Annotated in this window: 18 protein-coding genes; 6 read left to right on the forward strand and 12 right to left on the reverse strand. The window is 60.5% G+C overall.

What is annotated here, in order from left to right; translation table 11 throughout:
- The first annotated feature begins 86 nt into the window (after window positions 1-86).
- Together lepA and Q0859_RS14840 are read left to right on the forward strand one after the other, a co-directional pair.
- Window positions 87-1,883 carry a translation elongation factor 4 gene (gene lepA / locus Q0859_RS14835; RefSeq protein WP_299152393.1) on the forward strand — a complete coding sequence of 599 codons (1,797 nt, stop codon included), beginning with the start codon at window positions 87-89 and terminating at the stop codon, window positions 1,881-1,883.
- Window positions 1,884-1,925: 42 nt separating this feature from the next.
- Complete coding sequence (locus Q0859_RS14840) at window positions 1,926-2,786, forward strand: hypothetical protein (RefSeq protein ID WP_299152396.1); 861 nt, start codon at window positions 1,926-1,928, stop codon at window positions 2,784-2,786.
- Between the two features lie 140 nt (window positions 2,787-2,926).
- On the opposite strand, the gene Q0859_RS14845 is transcribed toward Q0859_RS14840, so the two are convergent.
- The 8 genes from Q0859_RS14845 to Q0859_RS14880 all read right to left on the reverse strand — a co-directional run bounded on the left by Q0859_RS14845 (window position 2,927) and on the right by Q0859_RS14880 (window position 10,071).
- The gene (locus Q0859_RS14845; protein WP_299152399.1) at window positions 2,927-3,490 is read right to left on the reverse strand and encodes a PA14 domain-containing protein; all 564 of its coding nucleotides are present in this window, start codon (window positions 3,488-3,490) and stop codon (window positions 2,927-2,929) included.
- Window positions 3,491-3,606: 116 nt separating this feature from the next.
- Window positions 3,607-4,086: a class I SAM-dependent methyltransferase gene (locus tag Q0859_RS14850; protein ID WP_299152400.1), complete on the reverse strand. Its 480-nt coding sequence runs from the start codon at window positions 4,084-4,086 to the stop codon at window positions 3,607-3,609.
- Window positions 4,083-4,844 (reverse strand): polysaccharide deacetylase family protein, encoded by a 762-nt coding sequence (locus Q0859_RS14855; protein ID WP_299152402.1) that lies wholly within the window; start codon window positions 4,842-4,844, stop codon window positions 4,083-4,085. The genes Q0859_RS14850 and Q0859_RS14855 overlap by 4 nt, the downstream gene beginning before the upstream one ends.
- On the reverse strand, window positions 4,841-5,968 hold the full coding sequence (locus tag Q0859_RS14860; protein ID WP_299152404.1) for a glycosyltransferase: 1,128 nt from the start codon (window positions 5,966-5,968) through the stop codon (window positions 4,841-4,843). Before Q0859_RS14860 ends, Q0859_RS14855 begins: the two co-directional genes overlap by 4 nt.
- Entirely contained in the window at window positions 5,965-6,549 is a 585-nt protein-coding gene (locus Q0859_RS14865) for a histidine phosphatase family protein (protein WP_299152406.1), read from the reverse strand. Before Q0859_RS14865 ends, Q0859_RS14860 begins: the two co-directional genes overlap by 4 nt.
- Complete coding sequence (locus Q0859_RS14870) at window positions 6,546-7,616, reverse strand: glycosyltransferase family 4 protein (protein ID WP_299152408.1); 1,071 nt, start codon at window positions 7,614-7,616, stop codon at window positions 6,546-6,548. Before Q0859_RS14870 ends, Q0859_RS14865 begins: the two co-directional genes overlap by 4 nt.
- Entirely contained in the window at window positions 7,613-8,851 is a 1,239-nt protein-coding gene (locus Q0859_RS14875) for a glycosyltransferase family 4 protein (protein ID WP_299152410.1), read from the reverse strand. Before Q0859_RS14875 ends, Q0859_RS14870 begins: the two co-directional genes overlap by 4 nt.
- Window positions 8,848-10,071, reverse strand: a complete 1,224-nt coding sequence (locus Q0859_RS14880) for a glycosyltransferase (RefSeq protein WP_299152412.1) — start codon at window positions 10,069-10,071, stop codon at window positions 8,848-8,850. The genes Q0859_RS14875 and Q0859_RS14880 overlap by 4 nt, the downstream gene beginning before the upstream one ends.
- 281 nt (window positions 10,072-10,352) lie before the next feature.
- On the opposite strand from Q0859_RS14880, the gene Q0859_RS14885 reads away from it, so the two are divergent.
- Complete coding sequence (locus Q0859_RS14885) at window positions 10,353-12,683, forward strand: mechanosensitive ion channel domain-containing protein (protein WP_366523206.1); 2,331 nt, start codon at window positions 10,353-10,355, stop codon at window positions 12,681-12,683.
- A 90-nt stretch (window positions 12,684-12,773) separates the two neighbouring features.
- Complete coding sequence (locus Q0859_RS14890; RefSeq protein WP_299152414.1) at window positions 12,774-14,867, forward strand: DEAD/DEAH box helicase; 2,094 nt, start codon at window positions 12,774-12,776, stop codon at window positions 14,865-14,867.
- 27 nt (window positions 14,868-14,894) lie between these two features.
- Here Q0859_RS14890 and Q0859_RS14895 read toward each other — a convergent pair whose 3' ends face one another.
- The 4 genes from Q0859_RS14895 to Q0859_RS14910 are packed head-to-tail and all read right to left on the reverse strand — an operon-like array spanning window position 14,895 to window position 20,763.
- Window positions 14,895-16,049: an ABC transporter permease gene (locus Q0859_RS14895; protein WP_299152416.1), complete on the reverse strand. Its 1,155-nt coding sequence runs from the start codon at window positions 16,047-16,049 to the stop codon at window positions 14,895-14,897.
- A gap of 4 nt (window positions 16,050-16,053) precedes the next feature.
- Window positions 16,054-17,082, reverse strand: coding sequence for an ABC transporter permease (locus Q0859_RS14900; RefSeq protein ID WP_299152418.1), 1,029 nt, complete (start codon window positions 17,080-17,082; stop codon window positions 16,054-16,056).
- Window positions 17,079-19,001, reverse strand: a complete 1,923-nt coding sequence (locus Q0859_RS14905) for an ABC transporter substrate-binding protein (RefSeq protein ID WP_299152420.1) — start codon at window positions 18,999-19,001, stop codon at window positions 17,079-17,081. The genes Q0859_RS14900 and Q0859_RS14905 overlap by 4 nt, the downstream gene beginning before the upstream one ends.
- Window positions 18,994-20,763 carry an ABC transporter ATP-binding protein gene (locus tag Q0859_RS14910; RefSeq protein ID WP_299152422.1) on the reverse strand — a complete coding sequence of 590 codons (1,770 nt, stop codon included), beginning with the start codon at window positions 20,761-20,763 and terminating at the stop codon, window positions 18,994-18,996. The genes Q0859_RS14905 and Q0859_RS14910 overlap by 8 nt, the downstream gene beginning before the upstream one ends.
- A 161-nt stretch (window positions 20,764-20,924) precedes the next feature.
- Between Q0859_RS14910 and Q0859_RS14915 the strand changes: the two genes are divergently transcribed.
- Window positions 20,925-21,422 (forward strand): class I SAM-dependent methyltransferase, encoded by a 498-nt coding sequence (locus tag Q0859_RS14915; RefSeq protein ID WP_299152424.1) that lies wholly within the window; start codon window positions 20,925-20,927, stop codon window positions 21,420-21,422.
- 155 nt (window positions 21,423-21,577) lie between these two features.
- Window positions 21,578-23,671, forward strand: coding sequence for a 3-hydroxyacyl-CoA dehydrogenase NAD-binding domain-containing protein (locus Q0859_RS14920; RefSeq protein ID WP_299152426.1), 2,094 nt, complete (start codon window positions 21,578-21,580; stop codon window positions 23,669-23,671).

A 23,671-nucleotide genomic window follows, 5' to 3' on the forward strand; every position in this document is an offset into this window, starting at 1 on the left:
ATTTGCCGCAGAGACGTCTGACACCGGTCAACACGCCGCGTCTGCGCAGCATTGCCAAAGGGGGGAAACCGCGCCATATCCCACCCATGACACCGCTTTCACATATCCGCAATTTCTCCATCGTGGCCCATATCGACCACGGGAAATCGACCCTTGCCGACCGGCTGATCCAGTCCACAAACACTGTGGCCGACCGGGACATGAAGGAACAGTTGCTCGACAGTATGGATATCGAACGCGAGCGTGGCATTACGATCAAGGCCAACACGGTGCGCATCGACTATACCGCCGACAATGGCGAGGCCTATGTGCTGAACCTGATCGACACGCCCGGCCACGTGGATTTCGCCTATGAGGTGTCCCGCTCCATGCGTGCGGTCGAAGGTTCGCTGCTGGTTGTGGACAGCACCCAGGGGGTCGAGGCGCAGACGCTGGCCAACGTATATCAAGCCATCGATGCGGATCACGACATCGTCCCGGTCTTCAACAAGATCGACCTGCCCGCTTCTGACATCGACCGCGTGGCTGAGCAGGTCGAGGACGTGATCGGTATCGACGCCTCCGGTGCCATCGCGGTGTCTGCCAAGACCGGGCAGGGGATCCACGAAACGCTTGAGGCCATCGTGACCCTGCTGCCCGCCCCCAGAGGGGACCCGGACGCGGACCTCAAGGCGATGCTGGTGGACAGTTGGTATGACAGCTATCTCGGTGTCATCGTTCTGATTCGCGTCATCGACGGACGGCTCAAGAAGGGCGAAAAGATCAAATTCATGTCGAACAAAACGGTCCATCACGTGGATCGCATCGGCGTGTTCCGCCCGCAGATGGAGATGGTCGACAGCCTTGGCCCCGGCGAGATTGGATTTCTGACGGCCTCGATCAAGCAGGTGCGCGACACCCGGGTTGGCGACACCGTCACCCATGAACGCAAAGAGGTCACCCCGCTGCCCGGCTTCAAACCCGCACAGCCTGTGGTGTTCTGTGGTCTGTTCCCGGTGGATTCCGCGCAATTCGAGGATATGCGCGATGCCATCGACAAGCTGGCGCTCAATGACGCGTCCTTCAGCTTCGAGATGGAAACGTCCGCCGCGCTTGGTTTCGGGTTCCGCTGCGGGTTCCTTGGATTGCTGCACCTTGAGGTGATCCGCGACCGGATCGAGCGGGAATACGATATCGAACTGATCACCACCGCGCCGTCGGTGATTTATCACGTCTACATGCGTGACGGCACGATGATGGAACTGCACAACCCCGCCGACATGCCGGACCTGTCCATTGTCGATCATCTTGAGGAGCCGCGGATCAAGGCCACCATCCTCGTGCCTGACGACTATCTGGGCGACGTGCTTAAGCTTTGTCAGGATCGTCGGGGCATCCAGCTGGACCTGACATATGCGGGCAGCCGCGCGATGGTGGTCTATGACCTGCCGCTGAACGAGGTGGTGTTTGATTTCTATGATCGGCTTAAATCGGTGACCAAGGGCTATGCGTCATTTGATTATCAACTGACGGGCTACCGCGAGGATCATCTGGTCAAGATGTCGATCCTTGTGAACGACGAACCTGTGGATGCGCTGTCGATCATGGTGCACCGCGACCGGGCCGAGATGCGGGGCCGGGCGATGGTCGAAAAGCTCAAGGACCTGATCCCGCGTCACATGTTCAAGATCCCGATCCAGGCGGCCATCGGCGGCAAGGTCATCGCGCGCGAAACGCTATCGGCGATGCGCAAGGATGTGACGGCCAAATGCTATGGCGGCGACGCGACCCGCAAACGCAAGCTGCTGGACAAGCAGAAGGCCGGCAAGAAGAAGATGCGCCAGTTCGGGAAGGTGGACATCCCGCAGGAGGCGTTCATTTCGGCGTTGAAGATGGATGGGTGATATGTAAGCCGTCTTACTTAGCTAGTAATTGGAGTTAGAGAATTGGACGAAGAGTATATACCGGAGAATGTTGCTCACCCCGACGTTTATCGGGCGGCACTTGACGTGCTTTCAGATGCCAACGAGTTTAACGCAATGACTGTTAGTGACCTTATGGATGCGATCGTAGAAGAGCTTCCGGAGCATCCAAAGTCTTACCTGATTTATCGTGATATCAATGCGTCTGCTCAAGATCCATTAAGCCGAATTCGTAGTAGAAAAGGCCGAAATGGTGGTTACTTTTTAGTCGCGGCCACTTTGCAGCCAACTGAACCAAATTTACCAACTAAACAGGAAGCTGACCAAGAGAAAACATATGAACGTCACTTGTGGCCCTTAGTGGCGATGTGGCTACGTGAAGTTAAACAACTTAACAGCGCGACCCATGAGATTGCCAATTTGAAAAAGGGAGGTGTTTGGTCAAACCCAGATGTTGTGGGCCTCACTCCAATAGAGGAACTCGGTTTCTTTGATGTTGAGATAACTACTGTAGAGGTGAAGCCATCATTACATCAATGGCGGTATTTCTTCTTTGAAGCAGTTTCTCACAAGCGTTTCTCTGAACGGGTCTATTTTGTGTACAAGACCGAAGAACATGATCCGAAAGAAACAGAAGAGCTACGTAGGTATGCTGAGAAGCATAATGTCGGTTTAGTCGAATTGCAATTAAGTGATGATGACCATAAGAAATTGACTAAGTGGTCAAAACTTAAGGATTCTGAAAAGTCGGCACTTCTAGAATATTTCGTTGAAATAATGCCAGCTCCGTTTGAGGCAATTTCAGTGCGCGATAAAGTTAGTTTTCTAAAACAAATGGGTGTTTCGTCCAAAAAAGAACTATACAGTTTTGGTATCGGTGATTGAGGTGTAGCTATATCTTCCACGGTTGCCAAGGGTGGAGTTTGCGAAAACTGTAGCACTAGAAAAGTGTAGTATTGTCTTTTTAATAAAAAACGCGCCGACCCAACCAGCCGACGCGCCTTAACCTCAAAACTAACCCTAACTCAGTGCCCGAACGCCGCATTGGGCATCCAGTCGGGTGCGCCCTTCCCGGCCCGCATGTGCAGACATGACGTTCCAACCCGCTGGAAATATGTGGCTTCCAACTCGTACCAACCCGCTGATGGTACCTCGACCTGAACGGCCGGTGTCTCTTGGCAGACCTGTCGACCGTCGAAATACCCGACCGTCTGGCCGCTGATCTGTGCCTCCAACCCATCGTTGGTCAGGAAATCAATCGTGTACGTGCCGGGGCTGTCGAACCTCACATAGCCCGAAATGCCCGCGACCACCTGTTCGGCCTGTTTCGAGGTCAGTGTCTTGTCGCCTTCGGCTGTGTCGCGATAATCAAGGCCGCTCAGCGGCGTGCCGGGGGTTGCTTCTTTCAGATAGCGGTTGGCCTGGTTCAGGCTTTTGACATCCGAGGGGTAGACATACTTTACCGCCAGCCCCGCTTTCAGCCCTGTGGGCTGCGGGTTTGCGGGTGTCAGCTTCAGCGGTGCGGCGAAGCTGGCCGTGGCGACAAAGGTTGCCAATGCGGCTGTGGCAGCGGTCTTGAAAACAGTCATTCGTGTACTCCTTTGGATCGACCACATGCATGGCCTTTGTATCGTCAGCAATCTATGTGGGACCAGGGCGTGGTGACAACAGAATGTTCCCTAAATGTGATCAAGGCAGAGTGAGGTCACCCGGCCCGGTAGAAAAGATAGCGTTCCGGATCAATCGTGTCGGGTCCTGCGATCTGTGTCAGCCCCACGAGGGGTTGTTGTGACAGTACAAGCCCTCCGGGGCTTATCAGCTGTGCGATCAACGGGCTGAGCCGCGCCCCTTCCTCGACATCCTTTTCCTTGACCCCATAGCCGAAGTCGTAGTGCGTAAGCGCCATTTTGTGCCCCCCCTCGATCAGGCGCTGCAACATCGGTTCGGCCTCGCCTTGCAGAAAGTCTGCTGCGGGTGGTACGCAACTTGGGTGACATTTGAGGATCCGGTCAATGACCCAGATCCGTCTGTCCGTCACCTCCTGGCGCAGGTGGTCATAGCTGCGCCCATTCCCCAGTCCCATTTCCAACACATCGCCCGGTGTCTCAGCGATTTTGGTGGCGGCCCAGTTGATCCCGTCGATCTGGGCCGTCAGGCGGCGGCGCATGGATTCAAGTCTGCTCATGTTTCAGTCTCCGTTCGAGGTGTGGCCATGGCCCAGGGGGTCGCCCCACCTGTCCTCATTTCGTGCAGGAATTGTTCGGTAAAAGACCAGATCGCGGGGGTGTGAACGAGGTGGTGGGTCAAGAGGCCCAAAGGCTCGCCCGCGTCTTCGGTCCCTGTCCGTCGCGCATCCAGATGCGTCACGGTTTGGGCGATCAATTGGTCGGGATCAAGCAGATCGCGCGTCCCCTTCCACCAGATCGGATCGATATGGGTGTTGATATGGACGAGGCCCGGTGTGTCGCGGTCTTGGGTCCGTGCTCCGAAGGTTGACAGCGCGCTGTAGCCTTGGCGTGCGAGCCCCGTGGTGACCTGATCATTGATCCGGTTCCAGGGTGGGACGAACATGGGGCGCAAACGGTTCCCGAACAGGTGCGTCATCACGTTCAGCGCCGTGCCGGTGTCCTCAGTGGCCCCGGCCCGCATCGTCATAAATTCGTTCTTTTTCTCACCCGGTGCGCTGTGATCCACATGCGCCCATCCATGTACGACCGGGACCATGCCGAAATCCGCAACCGCCCCGACAACTGAAGGGTTTGCATGTGCCGGAATCACCGCAAGATGCACTGGCAGCTCCAGTCGGTTCGAAAGCGTGCCAAGCTGATCCAGTGCTGCCGTGTGCGCAATCGCATCATCATCGCGCCACCAGATCGGGATGTTCAGTGCATCACGGCGGCAGGCTTTGAGGGCTGTGCGCAAAGGGGACCAATCAAATCTCATCGCACCCTCTTCTGGCATATGTCGCGCACAATCTGCACGGTGTGTATGGCACCGTCCATGTAGTCGGTTTGTGGTCCGCGGCGGGGGGCCGAACGGACCTGATCCAGCCCTTGCAGCAGGGTCGCGCTGTCCAGCGTATCCTGCCGCACCACAGCGATGCCGGGCAGGGCCGACAGGGCCTGCGCCCGCAATCCTTGTTCCACCTCGCCCCCATCGTCAAAGGGCACAAAGACCGCCGGAACGCCGGTTTGCAAAACATCCATGGCGGTGTTGTATCCGCACATCGACACCGAAGCGGCCGCCCCATTCAATAGCGTGCGGAAATCGGCGCGCGGGGCCTCGCAGATCATGTTGGCAGGCGCGCGTGCGGCAAGGGGCGGGATGCGTTCCGCTGCCCCTCCGACCAGGCATCGCCAGTGCAGATCGGGTGTCAGGCGGGCCGCCTCGCATGCGGCCTCAAAGATCCGATCACCCACGCCGCCACCGCCCGCGCTCACCAGTATCTCGTGGTTGGGCGCACTCGGTGGCGGGGGTGTCGGGGCTACGAAGCCGGTATATCGCAGCCGGTTTTCCAGCATCCCGGAGACGGGCCAGCTGCGATCCAGAGGGATCAGTGCTGGATCGGAATGCACCAACACCCCGTCATAAAATTGCGTGATCATGTCGTCGGCAAACTGGACTTTCGCCGGTTTGCTCGGCGGGGCCAGGATGTCGCGGATGGATGACAGGATCACCGGAGGAGAGGCCAAGGCCTGCGCGGCTTCCAGCAGGGCATGGAACTCCTGGTGCAGGATGCGACGGCCAAAGGGGAACAGTTCGGTGATCAGCACATCAGGGCCGATGTGGCGCAGAGCGGCCAAAAGCACACGGCACCGCGCCGCCATATACGCCGCGTCAACAACCTGTCCCTGTGCATCCAGCAAGGTTGTAAACTCCACACCGTTTGAGCGTATGGCGGGCAGTTGGATCAGCGTCTGCCCATCTGTGTCAAAGTGGTTGACGGGCAGCCCACCGCTGAGAACCGTCACCTCATCCCCCGCAGCACCAAAGGCGCGGGCCAAGGTCAGCGCCCGGGCAAGATGCCCGGTGCCAAGCAGGTGCGTGACCAGGATCATCACCTTCATGTGGACCGCGCAATCAGCCGTGTGGCATGGGGTTCGGCGTGCCAGTCGGTGCCGTCTATCGTGATGCAGAACAGGCGGTTTCGCTTGATCTGAAACGGGGCAGGGCCTGTGAAATCCCAACCTGTGGAGATCGCCATCAAGACCCGCATCACCCCGATATGACAGATCGCGACCGTGTCGTGGCGCAGGCTTTGCGCCCAGGGCAGGACCCGGTCCCGCACGGCTTGCGGGTCTTCCCCACCCGGCGGGCAATAGTCCCAACCCCACGCTTGGATATCGCGAAAGCCCGAGGCGGGGTTGCGGCGCAGGTCGGCGCCTTGCTTTCCTTCCCACGTGCCCCAATCCATCTCGATCAGAGCGGGTTCGGTCAGCGGCGTGCGCCCGGTGAGCAGCGTTCCCGTCTCCATCGCGCGCGACAGGGGGCTTGCCACCAGATCAGCGTCCGCCCAGTCATCGGGCAGGCGCATATCGCCAAGCTGCGCCCGTGCCGCGTCATCCAGCGGGATGTCGGTGCGCCCCTGAATGCGCCCTGCGCGGTTCCAATGGGTGTGGCCGTGACGCAAGAGGGCAAGGCGGATCATTGCGCGACCTCATCCAGAACGGCCGTCAGGGTGTTTGCGGCAGGGCTCAAAAGGTGGTGGGCTTGGATCATTTTGCGCGCCGCTGATCCGGCCTGCGCGCGCCTCTGATCATCAGTCAAAAGGGCCGTGATGTGATCTGCCATCGCGGCAGGACCTGCATCCACGTCCGACAGGTGGCCGTTCACCACTTCGCGCACGCCGGTCCGGTCCTGGGCCACGACCGGAACTCCCGCCGCCTGCGCTTCAAGATAGGCAAGCCCAAAGGCTTCGTTCACGCCGGGCCATAGCAGCAGGCTGGCGGTGCGCAACTGCGCACCAAGAGCATCTGCGTCGAGGGTGCCCGGCATCTGCACCCGGTTGCCAAAGGGGGCCATCAGGGTTGCAATATCGGCCCGCGCCTCCCCGTCCCCGGCAATAATCAGGCGCCAATCCAGCCCGTCTGGCAGGGCCGTCAGTGTCTGGGCGATCAACGTGTAAGAGGCCAGCTTGTCCCCGGATCGCATCATGCCGACACTGATCATGGAACCAGTCAAATCGCTGGCTGGCGGCAGATCGGCATGTGCCAGAAAGGGCGGCAGATGGCGCAAGCGTTGCCCTTGTGGCGCATCCCGCCGCAGCGTCTGGGCATCGTGCTGTGTGACATAAAGGATCGTGTGGGCCGCATCACTGGCGGCCTCGGCGGCGGCTGCGAATTGCGCCCATGGGCCGTCCAGCCGCTTGCGCGCCCGCGAGCTTTCGATCTGGAGATAGGGAATGCCAAGCGCATCGGCGACCACAGGCCCGATCAGGTCGGGTGCTTTGTAGTAGTTGTGATAGGTGATCCATGCCTGCCACGATGCCGCGTCCGGACTGGTGCGCAGTCGGGCGATTTCCTGTTCGGCCTTGGCCATCAGAACGGATTGACGACCCGCATCGCCCGTCCCTTCGTAAAGGCGCAAACCGGAGGCAATATCGACCTCGTGCCCGCCATGACCAAGGGCGGCAATCAGCGCGCGCGCCATTGTGCGATCACCCGATGGGACGGGATGATCGGGGGCCTTGAGCGGGGCATAAAACGCGAGCCTCATGGGCGCATGATCCCACGCAGCCGATCAGCAAGGTGGTCGATGCCGGGCTGCATGGTGAACTCGGCGTGCAGGCGGCTATGTGCGGCCTTGGCAAGGGCAGGGGCGAGGGTCGGGTCCTCGGCCACGCGGACCATGTGGGCGGCTAATGCGCCGGGGGCATCCTCGCTGAGGATCCCGTGGACGCCATCGTCGATGAATTCGGGGATGGCGGAGACGGGTGTGGACAGAATGGCGAGCTTTTGGCTCGCGGCCTCCATCAACACGTTTGGCAGTCCGTCCCGGTCGCCATCTGCGGCCACCCGAGAGGGCAGAACGAACAGGTCGGCCGTGCGCATGGCCTCGATCACTTCGGGCTGATCACAGGCCCCGCGCCATGTGACGCGGTTGCTGACACCTGCGGCATCTGCCCGCGCGCGCATGTCATCTTCCAGCGCTCCACCGCCAATATGGACCCAGTGCCAGTCGATCTGGGGGGGCAACAGCGCCAGCGCGTCTATGAGGGTGTCAAAGCCCTTTTTCTCGACCAGCCGCCCCACTGAGACAAGCACGAGCGGATCGCCTTGTTGGCGCGCGGGGCGCTCGGGTGGCGGTGGAAAGCGGGCAAGGTCAAGACCGTGATAGACCAGATCGACAGGCGTGCCAGTGGCCAGAGTGTTCAGATGGTCTGCCCCGAACGCGGTGCAGGTCGCGCCAAAGGTGGCACCCGCGCTGCCAGCGCTCAGTTTCTCGCGCAGTTCCCAGTCGGGCGAGGTCCAGATATCCTTGGCATGGGCCGAGAACGACCATGGCAGGCCGCGGATCATTGCACAGTAGCGTGCGACAGAGGATGGGGTGTGCAGAAAATGGGCATAAAGCGCCTCGGTCCCTGCGGGCAGTTCGCGGGCCAGCACACAGGCCTGCCCGAACCGGCGCACCCGGTTGCGGTTGAAATCGCGCACGAGGTCGCGGGCGAATTGCCTTGCCGCGCCCCAGAATCCGGGCCGGGTCATGGCAGACAGAACCCCGCGTAACACACGGCCCGGTGCGTCATGCAGATATTCGGGTAGATAGAAGACATCCGCGCGCAACTGATCGTGCAGCGGGTGGGTCTTTTTGTCGGTGGGGTGGCGCAGGGACCAGATCGCAAAGTCAATGCCCGCCCGTTCAAGGGCCACAAGCTCTTGCGCGATGAAGGTCTCGGACAGGCGCGGCCAACCCTTGACCACAATGGCCAGGCGAGGGGCGGTGTTGTTCATTCAGCTGCGTTGCTCAGGGGTTGATCCATCAGGTGGCGGGCGCGCTGGTTCACAACCTCAAGCCCGTCCAGCAGGCCATCGGCCCCGGCCTCGGATGGGCGCTGCTGGCGCGGCAAGGCGCGGATGGCGGCGATCATGCCCTCGACGTTCAACTCGTCACGGAACTGGTCGAGATTACGCACCAGCCCCAACTCTTCGGCCCGGTTGGCGCGGATCCACTGTTCAAGCCGGGGCTTGGTGCGCGGCACGATCACCGCGCGCTGGTCAAAGGACAACAGCTCGCAGAAGGTGTTGTATCCGCCCATGCAGATCACCCCTTCGGCCCCGGCAAAAAGCGACTCGATCCGGCTGTCAAACCCGGTGGCGGTGACACGACCCCCAAGGGCAGCCACGCGGGCCTCGAACCCATCCCGGGTGTCACCCGACAGGAACGGCCCATAGACCAGCACCGCATGGGGGGTGAGGGTCGGATCCTGTTCATAGGCCTTGAGCAGCAGATCGACCATGGCCGCCCCATCCCCACCCCCACCGGGCGTGATTAGGATATAGGGGGTGTCAGGCACATCTGCGGGGTCGATGATGCTGCGGCGCAAATATCCGGTCCAGAAGGTGCGCGCACGTACCGCATCCGACAAGGGCAGACCCTGTGTGGGGTCATAGACGGATTTCACCCCATAGACCCACAACTCGTCATAAAAGGATTCGGTGGCCTCAACCGCACCTTTGCGGGCCCATTCGCTGGCCAGCACATCGGGTTCGTCCAGCACGTCGCGCAGACCCAGCACGATGCGGGTGCGCCCTTGTTGCCGGAGCGTGTTCAGCACGGGCAGCAATTCACCGCGAAAGCCCGTTGGTTCCTTGTCGACGATCAGCAGATCGGGCTCGTATTGGGCAATGGTTGATTCAATCAGACCGGCGCGCAGGGCCGTGGTCTGGTCAATGTCCATCCCTGCGCTTTGGCTGGCATAGGAGCCATCTTCGAGCTTTTTGACGCCGGGCAGGCGGACGTGGTCGACTGCTTCGGGAAAGGTAAAGCGGCCCGCGACTGGGCTGCCAGTCAGGATGATCGCGGAGTCGGCGACGCCCGACTGCGTCAACGCCGAGGCCAGTGCGCGCGAGCGGCGCAAATGGCCCAGACCAAAGGTGTCGTGACTGTAAAGGACGACGCGCCGACGGCGCATGCCGGATCGATCCGGTGTCGCAGAGGTGGAATGGACCATAGTTGTCGTCTTGTTTCCTGTATCGCCCCTGGCCGCATGACAGACCGCGCCCAAAGCCTCACCCATATTCGAAGGCCGTGGCCAACGGTTTCCCAATCCCGGCGCATGTGATGTGTAGATGTCCACGCCGCTGCACTCCGCTATGACACTATTGCCGCGCATTTGCAAAATGCCAGCGTCAGATGTGATCTGATGTGTGCCAAAAAGGAAAGGGCATCGATTGTCAAAGAGGCAACGGTTGGCGTAGCGTTTCTGGCATGGAATTTTGAGGCCCCCGGATTGTGACATATCGAACATTTATCGCGCTGATTTCAGGTGCTTTTCTGTGGATGTTGTGCACGCTGCCCATGTCTGCTCAGGCGCAGGGGCTGACCAACCTGTTGCCGTCATCCCCTGCGGCGGTGGAAAACGATATCTCTGAAATCATGCGTACGGCTGCTGAAAATGGCGTCAGCGTGGTGGTCATCGACAGCGACGGGCAAGTGCTGACCCAAGTGAGCGAGCCTGCGCCGCACAGTGCGACCCCTGCATCGGGGTCTACGTTGATGGGGATACAGGACGATGCGGTGGCTTTCCGCTCGGCCTTGTTTGACCGGCTTCTGAACCTGCCGGATGCCTTTAACGAGGTGGTGTTCATCCTGCGCGCCGCCAGCCCTGACGGCACGATCTTTGCCTATGTCGAGGCGTTGCTGATCAGTCTGGCCCTGTTTGCGGCAGGGATGATGTTTGAAACTCAAATCTTTGGCAAACGCATCGCCAAGCGGTTTGTCGTCGCCCGTATCCTTGAAAACCCGGTGGGCTATTCGGGCAAGATGCCATTCCTCATGTTCCGCTTCGTCTTTGGGGTGGTGGGCATACTTGTGTCCATGGCCGTGGCCTATCTGCTGGGGCTGATCATCTTTGGCCCACTCGAAGATTCTGCGATGCAGTTCACCGTTTCGCTGATCAATGCAGGCTATTTTCTGGCCCGTATCGCCGCCGGGATATGGCGCATGATCCTGTCGCCCTACCTTGCCCAATACCGCATTCCATTGATGGAGGACCGGCCCGCGCGCGTGCTGCACCTGTGGCTGTCGGTCGGGGCGGCCCTGGGTTTTTTTACCATCCTGTTCGGGGAATGGATCGAAGAGCTGGGGTTGAATTACGAAGTCTACGTGTTCCTGTTTTCGCTGATGAGCTTTGGGGTGATGCTGCTGAATATCGCGATGGTTGTCGTGAACGGCCGCACGATCACCACCGCGATCCTGAACGGAAAGACGGTGGCGCAGGCCTCGTGGGTGGTGCGCCTGCTGGCACGCACATGGGCACCTTTGGCGATGCTGTATTTCCTTTTTGCTTGGGGGGATCAGACCTTTCATCTGGTGCTGGGCGAGCCTCTGGGCGTGCCCTTGCTGGCGGCGGGGTGGGCGATCCTGACCACGATCATCGTGGTTTACGGGGTGATCAACTTCTTTATCGAGCGCAGCTTTGAACGCGCGCGGGCCTTGCGGGAACGCAACGCCCTGGCAGGTGAAACGCCCGAAGCCGTACAAACCCGCAACGATGTTGTCCAAGGGCCGCGCATCACCTCGTTTGAAGGGCTGGCACGGCGGATTGCGGGCATCCTTGCCTTTGTGGCGGGCAGCTATGCCTTTGTTGCGATCTGGGCACCCGAATCGAACGTGATGGGCGAAAGCTGGGCGGACCGGTTGCTTGATATCATCGTGATCCTGTTCATCGGCTACATCATCTACAACGTGTTCCGCATCTGGATCGACAACAAGATCATCGAAGAACAGGGCGATATGATTGAGGCCGAATTGGGGGACGAGGGCGGTGGATCGTCCGCGTCGCGCCTTGCCACGCTGCTGCCCCTGTTTCGCAATTTCGTGCTGCTGCTGATCATCCTCACCATCGTGCTGATTGTGCTGATGGAGATGGGGATCAATGTCGGCCCGCTGTTTGCGGGCGCGGGGATTATCGGGGTCGCGGTGGGTTTTGGCAGCCAGAGCCTTGTGCGCGACATCTTTTCGGGTGCGTTCTTTCTGTTCGATGATGCGTTCCGCAAGGGCGAGTATATTGACGTGGGCGGGGTCAAGGGCACGGTCGAAAAGATCAGCGTGCGTTCGTTCCAGCTGCGCCATCACCTTGGCGCACTGCACACGATGCCTTTTGGCGAAATTCAGGTGCTTACCAACTATTCGCGCGATTGGGTGATTATGAAGCTGCCCTTGCGCGTGACCTATGACACCAATGTCGAACGGGTGCGCAAGCTGATCAAGAACCTTGGGGTCCAATTGCTGGATGATCCGGTGATTGGTGACAATTTCATCCAGCCGCTCAAGTCGCAGGGCGTGATTGAAATGCAGGACAGTGCAATGATCATCCGGGTCAAGTTTATGACGAAACCCGGCGATCAATGGCTGGTGCGCAAAAAGGTCTATGAGGAAATCCGCGCCCTGTTTGAGCGCGAAGGGATCAAGTTCGCGCACCGCGAGGTCACCGTGCGGCTGGCTGACGGCAAAACCGAGGATCTGACCGAAGAGGATCGCAAGGCAATCACCGCCGCCGCCCAGGCCTCGATCGAAGAGGACCTGCTTGAGGACGCGATGGATGGGGGCGACGACCGATAAACTGCCTAGACAAGCCCCGGTAAAGGGCATAGGCGCGCAGGCTTGGCGCAGCGTCCCGTCTTGCGCCCTCGTTTTGCTAGGACCGTTCCCGTGATCGCACCGCTTCAATCCGCTCTGACCGCCCGTGGTTATACTGACCTGACCCCTGTTCAAGAGGCCGTCACTGACCCTGACCTGATCGGTGCGGACCTGTTGGTCTCTGCCCAGACCGGGTCAGGCAAGACGGTCGGCTTTGGCCTTGCGCTTGGCCCCACCTTGCTGGGTGACGAAGAGTTGTTTCAGATCGCCGACGCCCCGCTTGCACTGGTTATTGCGCCCACGCGCGAGTTGGCGATGCAGGTCAAACGCGAGCTTGGTTGGCTTTATGGCGAGACGGGCGTCGTCATGGCGTCCTGCGTGGGCGGCATGGACATGCGCGACGAGCGCCGCGCGCTTGGCCGGGGGGCGCATATCGTGGTCGCCACGCCGGGCCGTTTGCGCGATCACATCATGCGTGGCTCCATCGATTTGACGGCCATCCGCGGTGTGGTGCTGGACGAGGCCGACGAGATGCTCGACCTTGGCTTTCGCGAGGACCTCGAATTTATTCTGGGCGAATGCCCCGACAGCCGCCGCACGCTCATGTTCTCGGCCACGGTGCCGGCGCAGATCGCGCGGCTGGCCAAGACCTATCAGAAGGACGCCGTGCGCGTTGCGACCACCACAGGCGAAAAGCAGCACGCCGACATCACCTATCAGGCCATGACGGTCGCCAATCACGACGCTGAAAACGCGATCATCAACATCCTGCGCTTTCACGAGGCCCCCAATGCCATTGTGTTCTGCAACACCCGCGCCATGGTGAACCGGGTCACGACCCGGCTGTCCAACCGGGGCTTTCCTGTTGTCGCACTGTCGGGGGAATTGACCCAATCGGAACGCACCAACGCGCTGCAAGCCATGCGTGACGGGCGCGCGCGGGTGTGTGTGGCAACGGACGTGGCGGCGCGCGGCATCGACCTGCCCAACCTCGATCTCGTGGTGCATGCCGAACTGCCCTCCAACCACGAAACCTTGTTGCACCGTTCGGGTCGTACGGGCCGGGCCGGGCGCAAGGGCACAAGTGCGTTGATCGTGACGGCCAAGGTGCGCGCCAAGGCGACACGCATCCTGCGCAGTGCCAAACTGGACGCGGAATGGATCAGCGCGCCCTCTGCCGAGGCTGTACGCGCACAGGACGAGTTGCGCCTGATGGACGATCCGATGTGGACCGATCCGATTGGTGAAGGTGAGGCGGACATGATCGCCAAACTGGTCGATCAGTTCAGTACCGACCAGCTTGCCGCCGCCTTGCTGCGCATCCATGGGCTGCGCCATTCCGCCCCCGAACATCTGTCCGCCGTGGCGGAGGGCAAAGCCCCGAAGGAACGTGCACCCTTCGGGCCAAGCACATGGTTCTCCGTATCGGGCGGGCGCGATCAGGGCGTTGAAGTGCGCCGTCTCTTGCCCATCGTGTGCAATGCGGGCGACATCACCAAGGACGACATTGGCGCGATCCGCATCCAGAATGATACCTCTTATGTGGAGTTGAAAACCGAAGCGGTGGACGGGTTCCTCAAGGCGCTCGGGGCTGACATGGTGGTCGAGGGCGGGGCAAAAGTCACCAAACTCGACGGGGTGCCAGATGCGGCCAGCCAGCCCAAGCCCCGGTTTGAGGGCAAACCCGGTGGCAAGCCCAAACGTGACTTTGGTGACAGGCCTAAACGCGACCACGCGGATAAACCCAAGCACGCCTACGATGACACACCCAAACGGGACTTCAAGGACAAGCCCGCGCGCGCAGACGCGCCCAAACCCTCGGCCAAACGGGTGTGGGGTGATCCACCCAAGGCGCACAATGATGGCGCGCCGATTGACTGGAATGACACCTCGACACCCAAGCCACGCAAACCCAAACCCGGTGCGAAACCGGCTGCTGCAAAATCACGCTTTGCCAAAGCACCCAGCACCATGGACAAGGCCATTCAGGACGGGGCTGTGAGCACCCCAAAGAAACCCCGTCACAAGACCGCGCAAAAGGGCAAGCCAGGCGGCAAACCGACAGGTGCCGCGCCCAAGACCGCGAAGTACAATAGCAAGAAGAACAAGGCACGCCGGGCCGCGGGCGCACCCGGTGGCGGGCAACCGCCCCGGCGCAAACCGTAAGGCGGTCCCTGGCCCGCCTGCATCGGTTCAGCTTGTGTAAGGGTCCAGACTGTCGCGCAGGCCGTCGCCAAGAAAGTTGAACGCCAGCACCACGATGATGATGGGCAGCATCGGGATCGCCGTCCACGGATAGATCTCGATGGATGCGAGGTTCTGAGCATCGTTGAGCATCACGCCCCACGAGACCGCAGGGGCGCGCAGGCCAAGGCCAAGGAAGCTCAGCGCCGTTTCACCGAGGATCATCGCGGGGATCGACAAGGTGGCCGAGGCGATCAGATGCGACATGAAGTTGGGCAACAGGTGGCGGCGGATCACGCGGCCCGGCTTGGCCCCCATCATCTCTGCGGCGCGCACGTATTCTTCCTCTCTGAGCGACAGGAACTTACTTCGGACCGCCCGCGCAAGGCCCGGCCAATCCAGCAATCCCAATATGATCGAGATGATGAAGAACACCGAAACGGGCCCCCAATTTGACGGCACCGCCGCCGACAGGGCAAGCCACAAGGGCAACTCCGGCAGGGAACGCAGGATTTCGATTGCGCGGTTGACGACCCAATCCACCCAGCCTCCGAAATAGCCCGCAATCGCGCCAAATCCGATCCCGAGGATAAAGGACACGGTGATCCCGATCAGCCCCACGGTCAGGGACAATTGCGCGCCATAGGAAATGCGCGAAAACACGTCCCGCCCCAACCGGTCCGAGCCGAAAATGAACACCGTCGCCCCTTCGGGCGCGCAGAACAGGTGCCGTTCCGTCGGGATCACGCCGAACAGGTTGTACCTGGTCCGCTTGCAAAAGAACTGCAGTGGCATGGGCCGGGTTTCGTCCGTGGTATAGGTCCAGCGATAATTTTCGAGATCGGCCACCGCCTCGGTCGGATAGACGAAGGGGCCGATATAGTCGCCTTCGTGCCAGAACTTGATGGCTTGGGGCGGGTGATAAAGATAGTCTGCGCTGCGTTCATTGGGCGTGTAAGGCGACAAGAACCCCGCAAAGGGGATCGCCATATAGGCCAGCAGCAGGAACAGCCCTGAAATCAGCCCAAGCCGATGGCGGCGGAACTTGCGCCACACCAGCAGCCAGTTGGGTGCGTCCATGTCTGTGCGGTCGATGGCCGACAGATCCACATTCGGATCATAAGGCGCGTCGTCGATAAAGCGGCCGTCTGGCAGATTGCTCATGTCTCTATCCCTCCCGCGCGCCGTAGCGAATGCGCGGATCAAGCAGCACCAGCAGCAAATCTGAAATCATTGTCCCGATCAGGGTCAGCAGCGCGACAAACATCAACACGAAGGCCGCCAGAAACTGATCCTGTGACTTGAGGGCCGTCAGCAGCGCAGGCCCGATGGTTTGCAGGCCCAGAACGACCGACACCAGAACCGACCCTGACACCATCGCGGGCAGCAGGTTGCCAATATCGGCCACAAAGGGGTTGAAGGCCATGCGCAGCGGATATTTCGTGAGCAACCGGGTCGAGGACAGACCCTTGGCCTTGCCCGTTTCCACGTATGGTTTGCTCAGTTCATCCAGCATGTTGGCCCGCAGCCGCTGCATCATCCCCGCCGCGCCCGAGGTGCCGATCACGAATGTGGGCACGATCAGGTGGATCAGGATGGATTGCACCTTGGCCAGACTCATCGGCTCGCCCTCGAACTCGGGTGACATGAGGCCCCCGATGGGCAGGCCGAGGTATTTGTGCCCGTAGTAAAACAGGATCAATGCGAGCAGAAAGTTGGGTGTCGCTAGCCCCAGATAACCCACAAATGCCGTAGTATAGTCCACCCACGTAGCTGATTTCCACGCGGCGAGTACGCCCAAAGGCAACGCCACCAGATAGACAAACAGGACAGCCGCAAGATTCACCAGAACTGTCAGCCAAAGTGCGTCGCCAACGATGTCCGCCACCGGGGCATCAAATTCGAAGGACCAGCCAAAGTCGCCCTGGATCAGCCCCGAAAACCCCTGAGGGCCGGGGATCATCCCCACCCAGATCAGGTATTGCTGCCATAAGGGCCGATCCAGCGCGTATTCTTTGCGCAGGAACTCGGCTTTGGCGACACCCTCGGCTTGTCCCGTGGCACGCAATTCCGCGATCTGGTTTGACAGATAGTCGCCGGGTGGCAGGTTGATGATGATGAAGACCAACACCGACACCACGGCCAGTGTCAGCAGCATCGTCAGAAACCGCCACACCGCATAGCGGATGAACATCATTGGGACACCTGCGCCAACTCTTCGTCGTCAAAGAAAAACTCGTCAATGCGGTAAATCCCGAAATGCGCGCCGGGATCCCACGCCCATTTGCCAAACTCCGGCACATTGCGCAGCCGATCGGACACGACAACGGGTTGAGGGGCCTCGGACAGGATGCCGATCCCGTATTGCTGGTCGGCATGAATGGCGAGCATTTCGCGCCAGATCCGGGTGCGGTCATAGGGGTCAGGCTTGCGTTCCCAAAGGGCGGAGAGTTCCATCAGACGCTTGGCCTCGGGCATGTCCACAGGCTCGCCCGCTGCCCCGTGGGTCTGGTAATACTGCCCCCATTTGGGCCATGCAAAAAACACCTGATCCGTGGGCGCAAGATAGGCGGGCGGCGTGTAGGGTTGCGGGATACCGTTGTCCCAGCCGTACCAGACGGCGGCCATGGTCACGCCTGAAAACACCCGGTTGCGCAGGATGTCGCGATCAAGCGGGCGCATGATCAGCTTGATGCCCAGATCGCGCCACGTGTCGGTGATGATGGCGAGCGCATTTTCGACTTCCTGACGCTCGCCCGCAGTTTCGATGACAAACTCCATCGCCCGCCCGTCCGGCAGTTTGCGAATGCCGGAGGCATCGCGTTCGGTCAGCCCCATCTCATCCAGCAGCAGGTTGGCGGTGTAGGGATCATACAGCGCCCATTTGGTGAGGTTCTCGGATTCAAAGAACGGGCTGGCGGCCAGCGCCGTCATGTTCCCTTCCTTGCCCAGACCGAAATAGAGCGCGCGGTTGATCATCCGCCGGTCGATGCCCATCGACAGGGCACGACGAAAGCGGGCATCGCGGATGACCTGTCGCCAGACCGGATCGGCAAAATTGAGGTTGGGATAGATCGCGATCTGGCTCGCTGCGCTGTTGGCCCAAAGATAGGTGCGATAGGGCGCGCCGTCCGCCTCGCCTTTCTTCAGGATCGACACATCCCGGAAATCCAGACCGCGGGCCTGCAGATCGCTTTCACCGGCGTTGGATTTGGCTGCGACCAGACCTGACCCCACGATCCCCATCTCGACCACGTCGATATAGGGCAGATGCACCCCGCGCGCGTCGATCCGGTGGAAGTAAGGATTGCGCACGAACAATTGGCGCGATTGCCCGCCGGTGCTGGCGGGCATCCACGGCTGGAGGGTGGGCAGCTCGTGGTTGTCGAATTTGTACATGTTGTCGAGTTTGTTGTGCAGCGGTGCCCAGCTTCGCACCCGCTTGGCGTCGATCATCTCCTCCATCTCTTCCATGGTGTTGAAGTCGACATGGAACTGTTTGAGGTAATGGGAGGGGCGGTAGATAAATGGTGGGCTGGCCTGCGCCAGCGATTGCAGGAACATCGGGTTGGCGCGGGGGAATTCGATGACGACGGTGTGTTCATCCGGGAACGTCATTGTGCCCAAATCCGTCCCGACCCGCATCACTTCGGGTGGACCATTGGGGCTGAGTTCTTCGTTGAGAGCGACGTTTTCCCACCAATATCGGAAATCCTCGGAGGTGAAGGGCGCGCCATCCGACCAACGATGTCCGGGCCGCAGATGCAGCGTAAAGATGCGCCCATCGACCTCGTCATAGTCGCGTAGAATATCGGCGCGCAGCTCGTATTTTTCGTTATAGCCCACCAGCCGCGCATAGCCGTAGACCACCATCTGACGCACGTCCTTGGATCGGGTGACCATCGTGCGCAGCGTGCCGCCTTGCTTGCCGAACTCCCGGCCCTTTGCCTCAAGATCGACAACAAGCGGGGTGTCGGGAATGCGGTCGGGGGCGGGATCCATCTGCCCCTTTTTCACCTCCGTAGCCCAAAAGCCGCTTTCTTGCACGACAGGTTGTGCAAAGGCGGGCAGGGCCACGAGCCCGGCGATCAAAACGGCGCTCAGTCGGTCAAGCATGGCAACGCACCTTGTGTCCGGGTTCAACTTGGATGAGGTCAGGGGCATCGCGCCCCTCAAAGCGAAACTGATCGGGCCATGACGCAGAGGACCCCGCCCCGTGGGCCACTTGTGCCAGATCAATCGGGCGGCTCACGTCCGGTTCGGGTTGGGCCGCGATCAGGGCCTTGGTATATGGATGGCGCGGGTTGTAAAACAAGGTCGAGGGCGGGGCCTGTTCGACCACCACGCCTTGGCGCATCACAGCCACTTCGTCTGCAATGCGTGCCACCACAGCCAGATCGTGGCTGATGAACAGATAGCTCAGCCCCATACCGTCACGAATCCGTTCCAGCAAGCTCAGGATCTGTTCCTGTACCGATACATCGAGCGCCGAGGTCGGCTCATCACAGACCAGCAAGACCGGATCAAGCGTGAGCGCGCGGGCAATCGACAGGCGTTGGCGCTGACCGCCCGAAAAGGCGTGGGGGTAGCGTTTGAGCATGTCGGGGTTAAGCCCGACCCACCGCAGCATTTCCGCCGCCTTGTCGCGGCGTGCGATCTTGTCACCGATGCGGTGGATTTCCATCGGCTCGGTCAGCGCCTCCTGCACCCGCATCCGGGGGGACAGGGACGAATAGGGGTCCTGAAACACCATCTGGGCCTGACGCTGAAACGCGATCTTTTCGGAGCGGCTGAGGTCGTTGATGCAGACCGGTTCGTCATTTGCCTTGGCGCGAAACAGCACCCGCGACCCGTCGTCCGGGATTTCGGCGCCCAAGGCGATGCGTGCGCAGGTCGTCTTGCCCGATCCGCTTTCGCCCACCACGGCCAGCGTTTTGCCGCGTTGCAATTTCAGCGAAACGTCGCGACAGGCAAAGACCTGTTTCTTGGCCCGCCAGCCCCCGGCGCGGACCGTGTAGGTTTTCGACACGTTCTGAAGTTCAAGGATCAGGTCGTCCTTTTCGACCGGGGGCACGGGGATGGCGTCCTTGGGAATCATGGGTGCGGCGGCAAAGAGTTTTCTGGTGTAGCCATGGCCCGGATTGCCGAGCACCGCCGGAGCGGGGCCGCTCTCCATGACGTGCCCCTTGCTCATCACCACCACGCTGTCGGCCATGTTGGCCACAACGCCAAGGTCGTGGGTCACAAGGATCATGGCCATGCCGGTATCGCGTTGCAGGTCTTTCATCAGCCCCAGCACCTGCGCTTGGGTGGTCACGTCCAGCGCCGTGGTCGGCTCGTCCGCGATCAGCAGATCGGGTTTGGCCACCATCGCCATGGCGATCATCGCGCGTTGACGCATACCGCCCGACATCTCGAAGGGATAGGCCCGAAAGGCGCGTTCAGGATCGGCAAAGCCCACGCGATCGAACGTGGCCAGCACGTCCTTTTTGGCCTCGGCTGTGGTCATGTCACGGTGCAGGGTCAGCACTTCGGCCACCTGATTACCGATCCGGTGCAGGGGTGACAGGGAGTGCATGGGTTCCTGAAAGATCATCGAAATGCGGTCACCGCGAATGTCGCGGATGTCGCAGGAGGGCAGTTTGAGAAGGTCGGTACGCGCCGACCCGATGCCGAACTCGATGGCCCCGCGCCGCAATTGGGCCGTACGGGGCAGGATGCGCAGGATAGAGCGGCACGAAAGTGTCTTGCCCGACCCGCTTTCGCCCACGATCGCCAATGTTTCGCCCGCGCTGACGGAAAAGTTGACGCCCGCCACAACCGGCGGTGCCGATCCAAAGCCGATAGAGAGGTCTCTGACGTCAAGAAGGGGGGCCATACACCGTCCTTAGTTGTTTGGGCCTTCGTTTCACCGTGGCGTGCCAAATTTCAGTGAACCCGATTTCCGCGCATAGGTCCATACACGGGCTTCTCGCGGATTCGTGCTGGGCATTTGTGAATTTCTGACCCATCTAATGGGAAACACAAAGGAATATCGTGATGACCCAAAGCCGCCTTGATCTGTTTGTGGACCGTATGGTGTCTCAGCGTGCCTGTCTTGATCATGCGGCCGACGCGATTGCAGCACTGCCGGGTCCCGTCTTTGAGTTGGGGTTGGGCAATGGGCGCACCTACCATCATATCCGCCATATTCTGCCGGACCGGGATGTGTTTGTTTTTGAGCGCGCGGTGGCGTCCCATCCCGACAGCACCCCGCCCGAGGATATGGTGTTGCTGGGCGATGTCTATGACACGCTACCTGCCGCGTTGACGCGGTTTGGTCCGACGACTGCACTGATCCACGCCGATCTTGGCGGTCACAATCGGGCCAAGAACGACATCTTTGCGCGCAATATCTCGCCTTTGGTCGAGCCGCTGTTGGCGGTTGGGGGACTGATGGTTGCCTCGGACCGGATGTATTTTGAAGGACTTGTCGAGCAACCGCTGCCCGCCGGTGCTGTTGAAGGGCGGTGCTTTATCTATCGTCGCGATGCGTGACTGACTGAACCCGCGCTCATCGAGGGACAGAAGAAGCGGGACGTCGCGTCCTTTCGGCGAGGGGCTTGCCCTTTTTGATGCGCCCCTTACGCTGATGGTTCGGGCCCCGTGCGGAATATGTCCTGCCGGGTGGCCTGCATCAGTGGAGGTTCTCGATGAGCGATAAGATAGCCTATGCCCGTCACGGTGAGGTTGCCGTTTTAACCGTTCAGAACCCGCCTGTGAATGCGCTGAGCCAAGCGGTGCGCCAGGGGCTGTGGGATATGATGGACCGCGCCGAGGCCGATATTGGCGTGCGCGCGGTGCTGATCGTCGGGGAAGGCCGTGCCTTTTTTGCAGGTGCCGACATCACTGAATTCGGTAAACCACCCTTGCAGCCGCATCTGCCTGACCTGATCAACCGGATCGAGGCGTCGCCGCTCTTGGTTGTGGCCTCGATGCACGGCGTGTCCCTGGGCGGTGGGCTTGAGGTTGCCTTGGGCTGTCACTACCGCATCGCGGTGCCCTCGGCCCGCGTCGGCTTGCCCGAGGTGCATCTGGGGTTGTTGCCCGGTGCCGGTGGTACCCAACGTCTGCCGCGCCTGAGCGGTGTTGAGCCCGCCCTTGAGGTGATGACCACGGGCCGTCACGTGGGCGCAAAAGAAGCGCATGATCTGGGCATTATCGATGTGATCCAAGAAGGTGATCCAGCTGAGAATGGGTTGGCCTATGCGCAGAAACTTCTGGCCAAGGATGCGCCGCGTCGCCCGGTAAGCGGGATGCCAGCCCCTGCGCCGATTGACTGGGATGCCACGTTCGAGGCTACGTTGGCGCGCAGCAAGGGCCAGATTTCCCCGGCCTGGTGCGTGCGCGCAGTTCAGGCGTCGGTTGAAAAACTCTTTGCGGAGGGCCTCAAGGCGGAGCGCCAGATATTTTACGATCTGATGCAGACGGATCAGCGCGAAGGGATGATCCACGCGTTTTTCTCGGAACGGCAAGTGTCGAATTTACCCGAACTGAAGGGCGTCGCGACCCGTGGCGTGAATGCCATCGGCGTCATCGGCGGCGGCACGATGGGCGCGGGCATTGCCACCGCTGCCCTACTTTCTGGCCTACCCGTGACCATGCTGGATATGACCGCCGAGGCCGGGATGGCCGCCCGCAAACGCATTGAGGGCAATCTGTCGGGCGCGCTTAAACGCGGCAAGATCAGCGCTGAAGACCATGAAAACATCCTTACCAAGGCGCTAAGCATCACTACATCCTATGATGATCTATCCGAGGTGGACCTGGTAATCGAAGCCGTCTTTGAGGACATGGATGTTAAGAAAAAGGTCTTTGCCGAGCTTGACCGCGTGTGCAGGCCTGGCGCTATTCTCGCCTCCAACACGTCATACCTCGATATTAACGAAATCTCGGCAACGACCAAGCGCCCCAAAGACGTGATCGGCCTGCACTTTTTTTCTCCAGCCCACGTCATGAAGCTGCTTGAGATCGTGGTGGCGGAAAAAACCGAACTGGACGTGGTAGCCACCAGCTTCGAACTGGGCAAGCGGCTGGGCAAGATCAGCGTGCGGGCGGGCGTATGCGATGGCTTCATCGGCAACCGCATCCTGTCGACCTACCGCACAGCTGCTGATCACATGATCCTTGATGGCGCCTCGCCTTACGAGATCGACACAGCGTTGGAAAGGTTCGGCTTTGCGATGGGGCCGTTCGCGGTGGCGGACCTTGCGGGGCTGGATATCGGTTGGGCCGTGCGCAAGCGCAAACGGGCCGAGGGGCTTGATCCTCGAGCCCGCGATGCGAGCTATGCTGACAAGCTGTGCGAGGCGGGCCATTTTGGTCAGAAGACCGGCAAGGGCTATTATGACTACGCCGCGGGGGCCAAGGCGCGTGTGCCGAACCCGGATGTCATGCCGTTGATCGAGGCGGAGCGTGCGGCCCATGGCATTACGCCCCGTGCGTTTACCGGGGACGAGATTGTGCGCCGTTACATGGCGGCGATGGTCAACGAGGCGGCCAAGGTCGTGGGTGAGGGCATCGCGCGCCGACCGCTTGATGTCGATATGACATTGATCTTTGGCTACGGATTTCCGCGTTATCGTGGTGGGCCGCTGAAATGGGCGGATATGCAGGGGCTGGGCGGTTTGCTGGACGATATCAAATCCTATGCCCAGACTGACCCGTATTTTTGGACTGCGGCACCCCTGCTTGAACAACTGGTGGCCGAAAACCGGACCTTTGACGACCTGAACAAAAAGGGCTGA

This window comes from uncultured Tateyamaria sp. (assembly GCF_947497045.1).
Taxonomy (GTDB): Bacteria; Pseudomonadota; Alphaproteobacteria; order Rhodobacterales; family Rhodobacteraceae; genus Tateyamaria.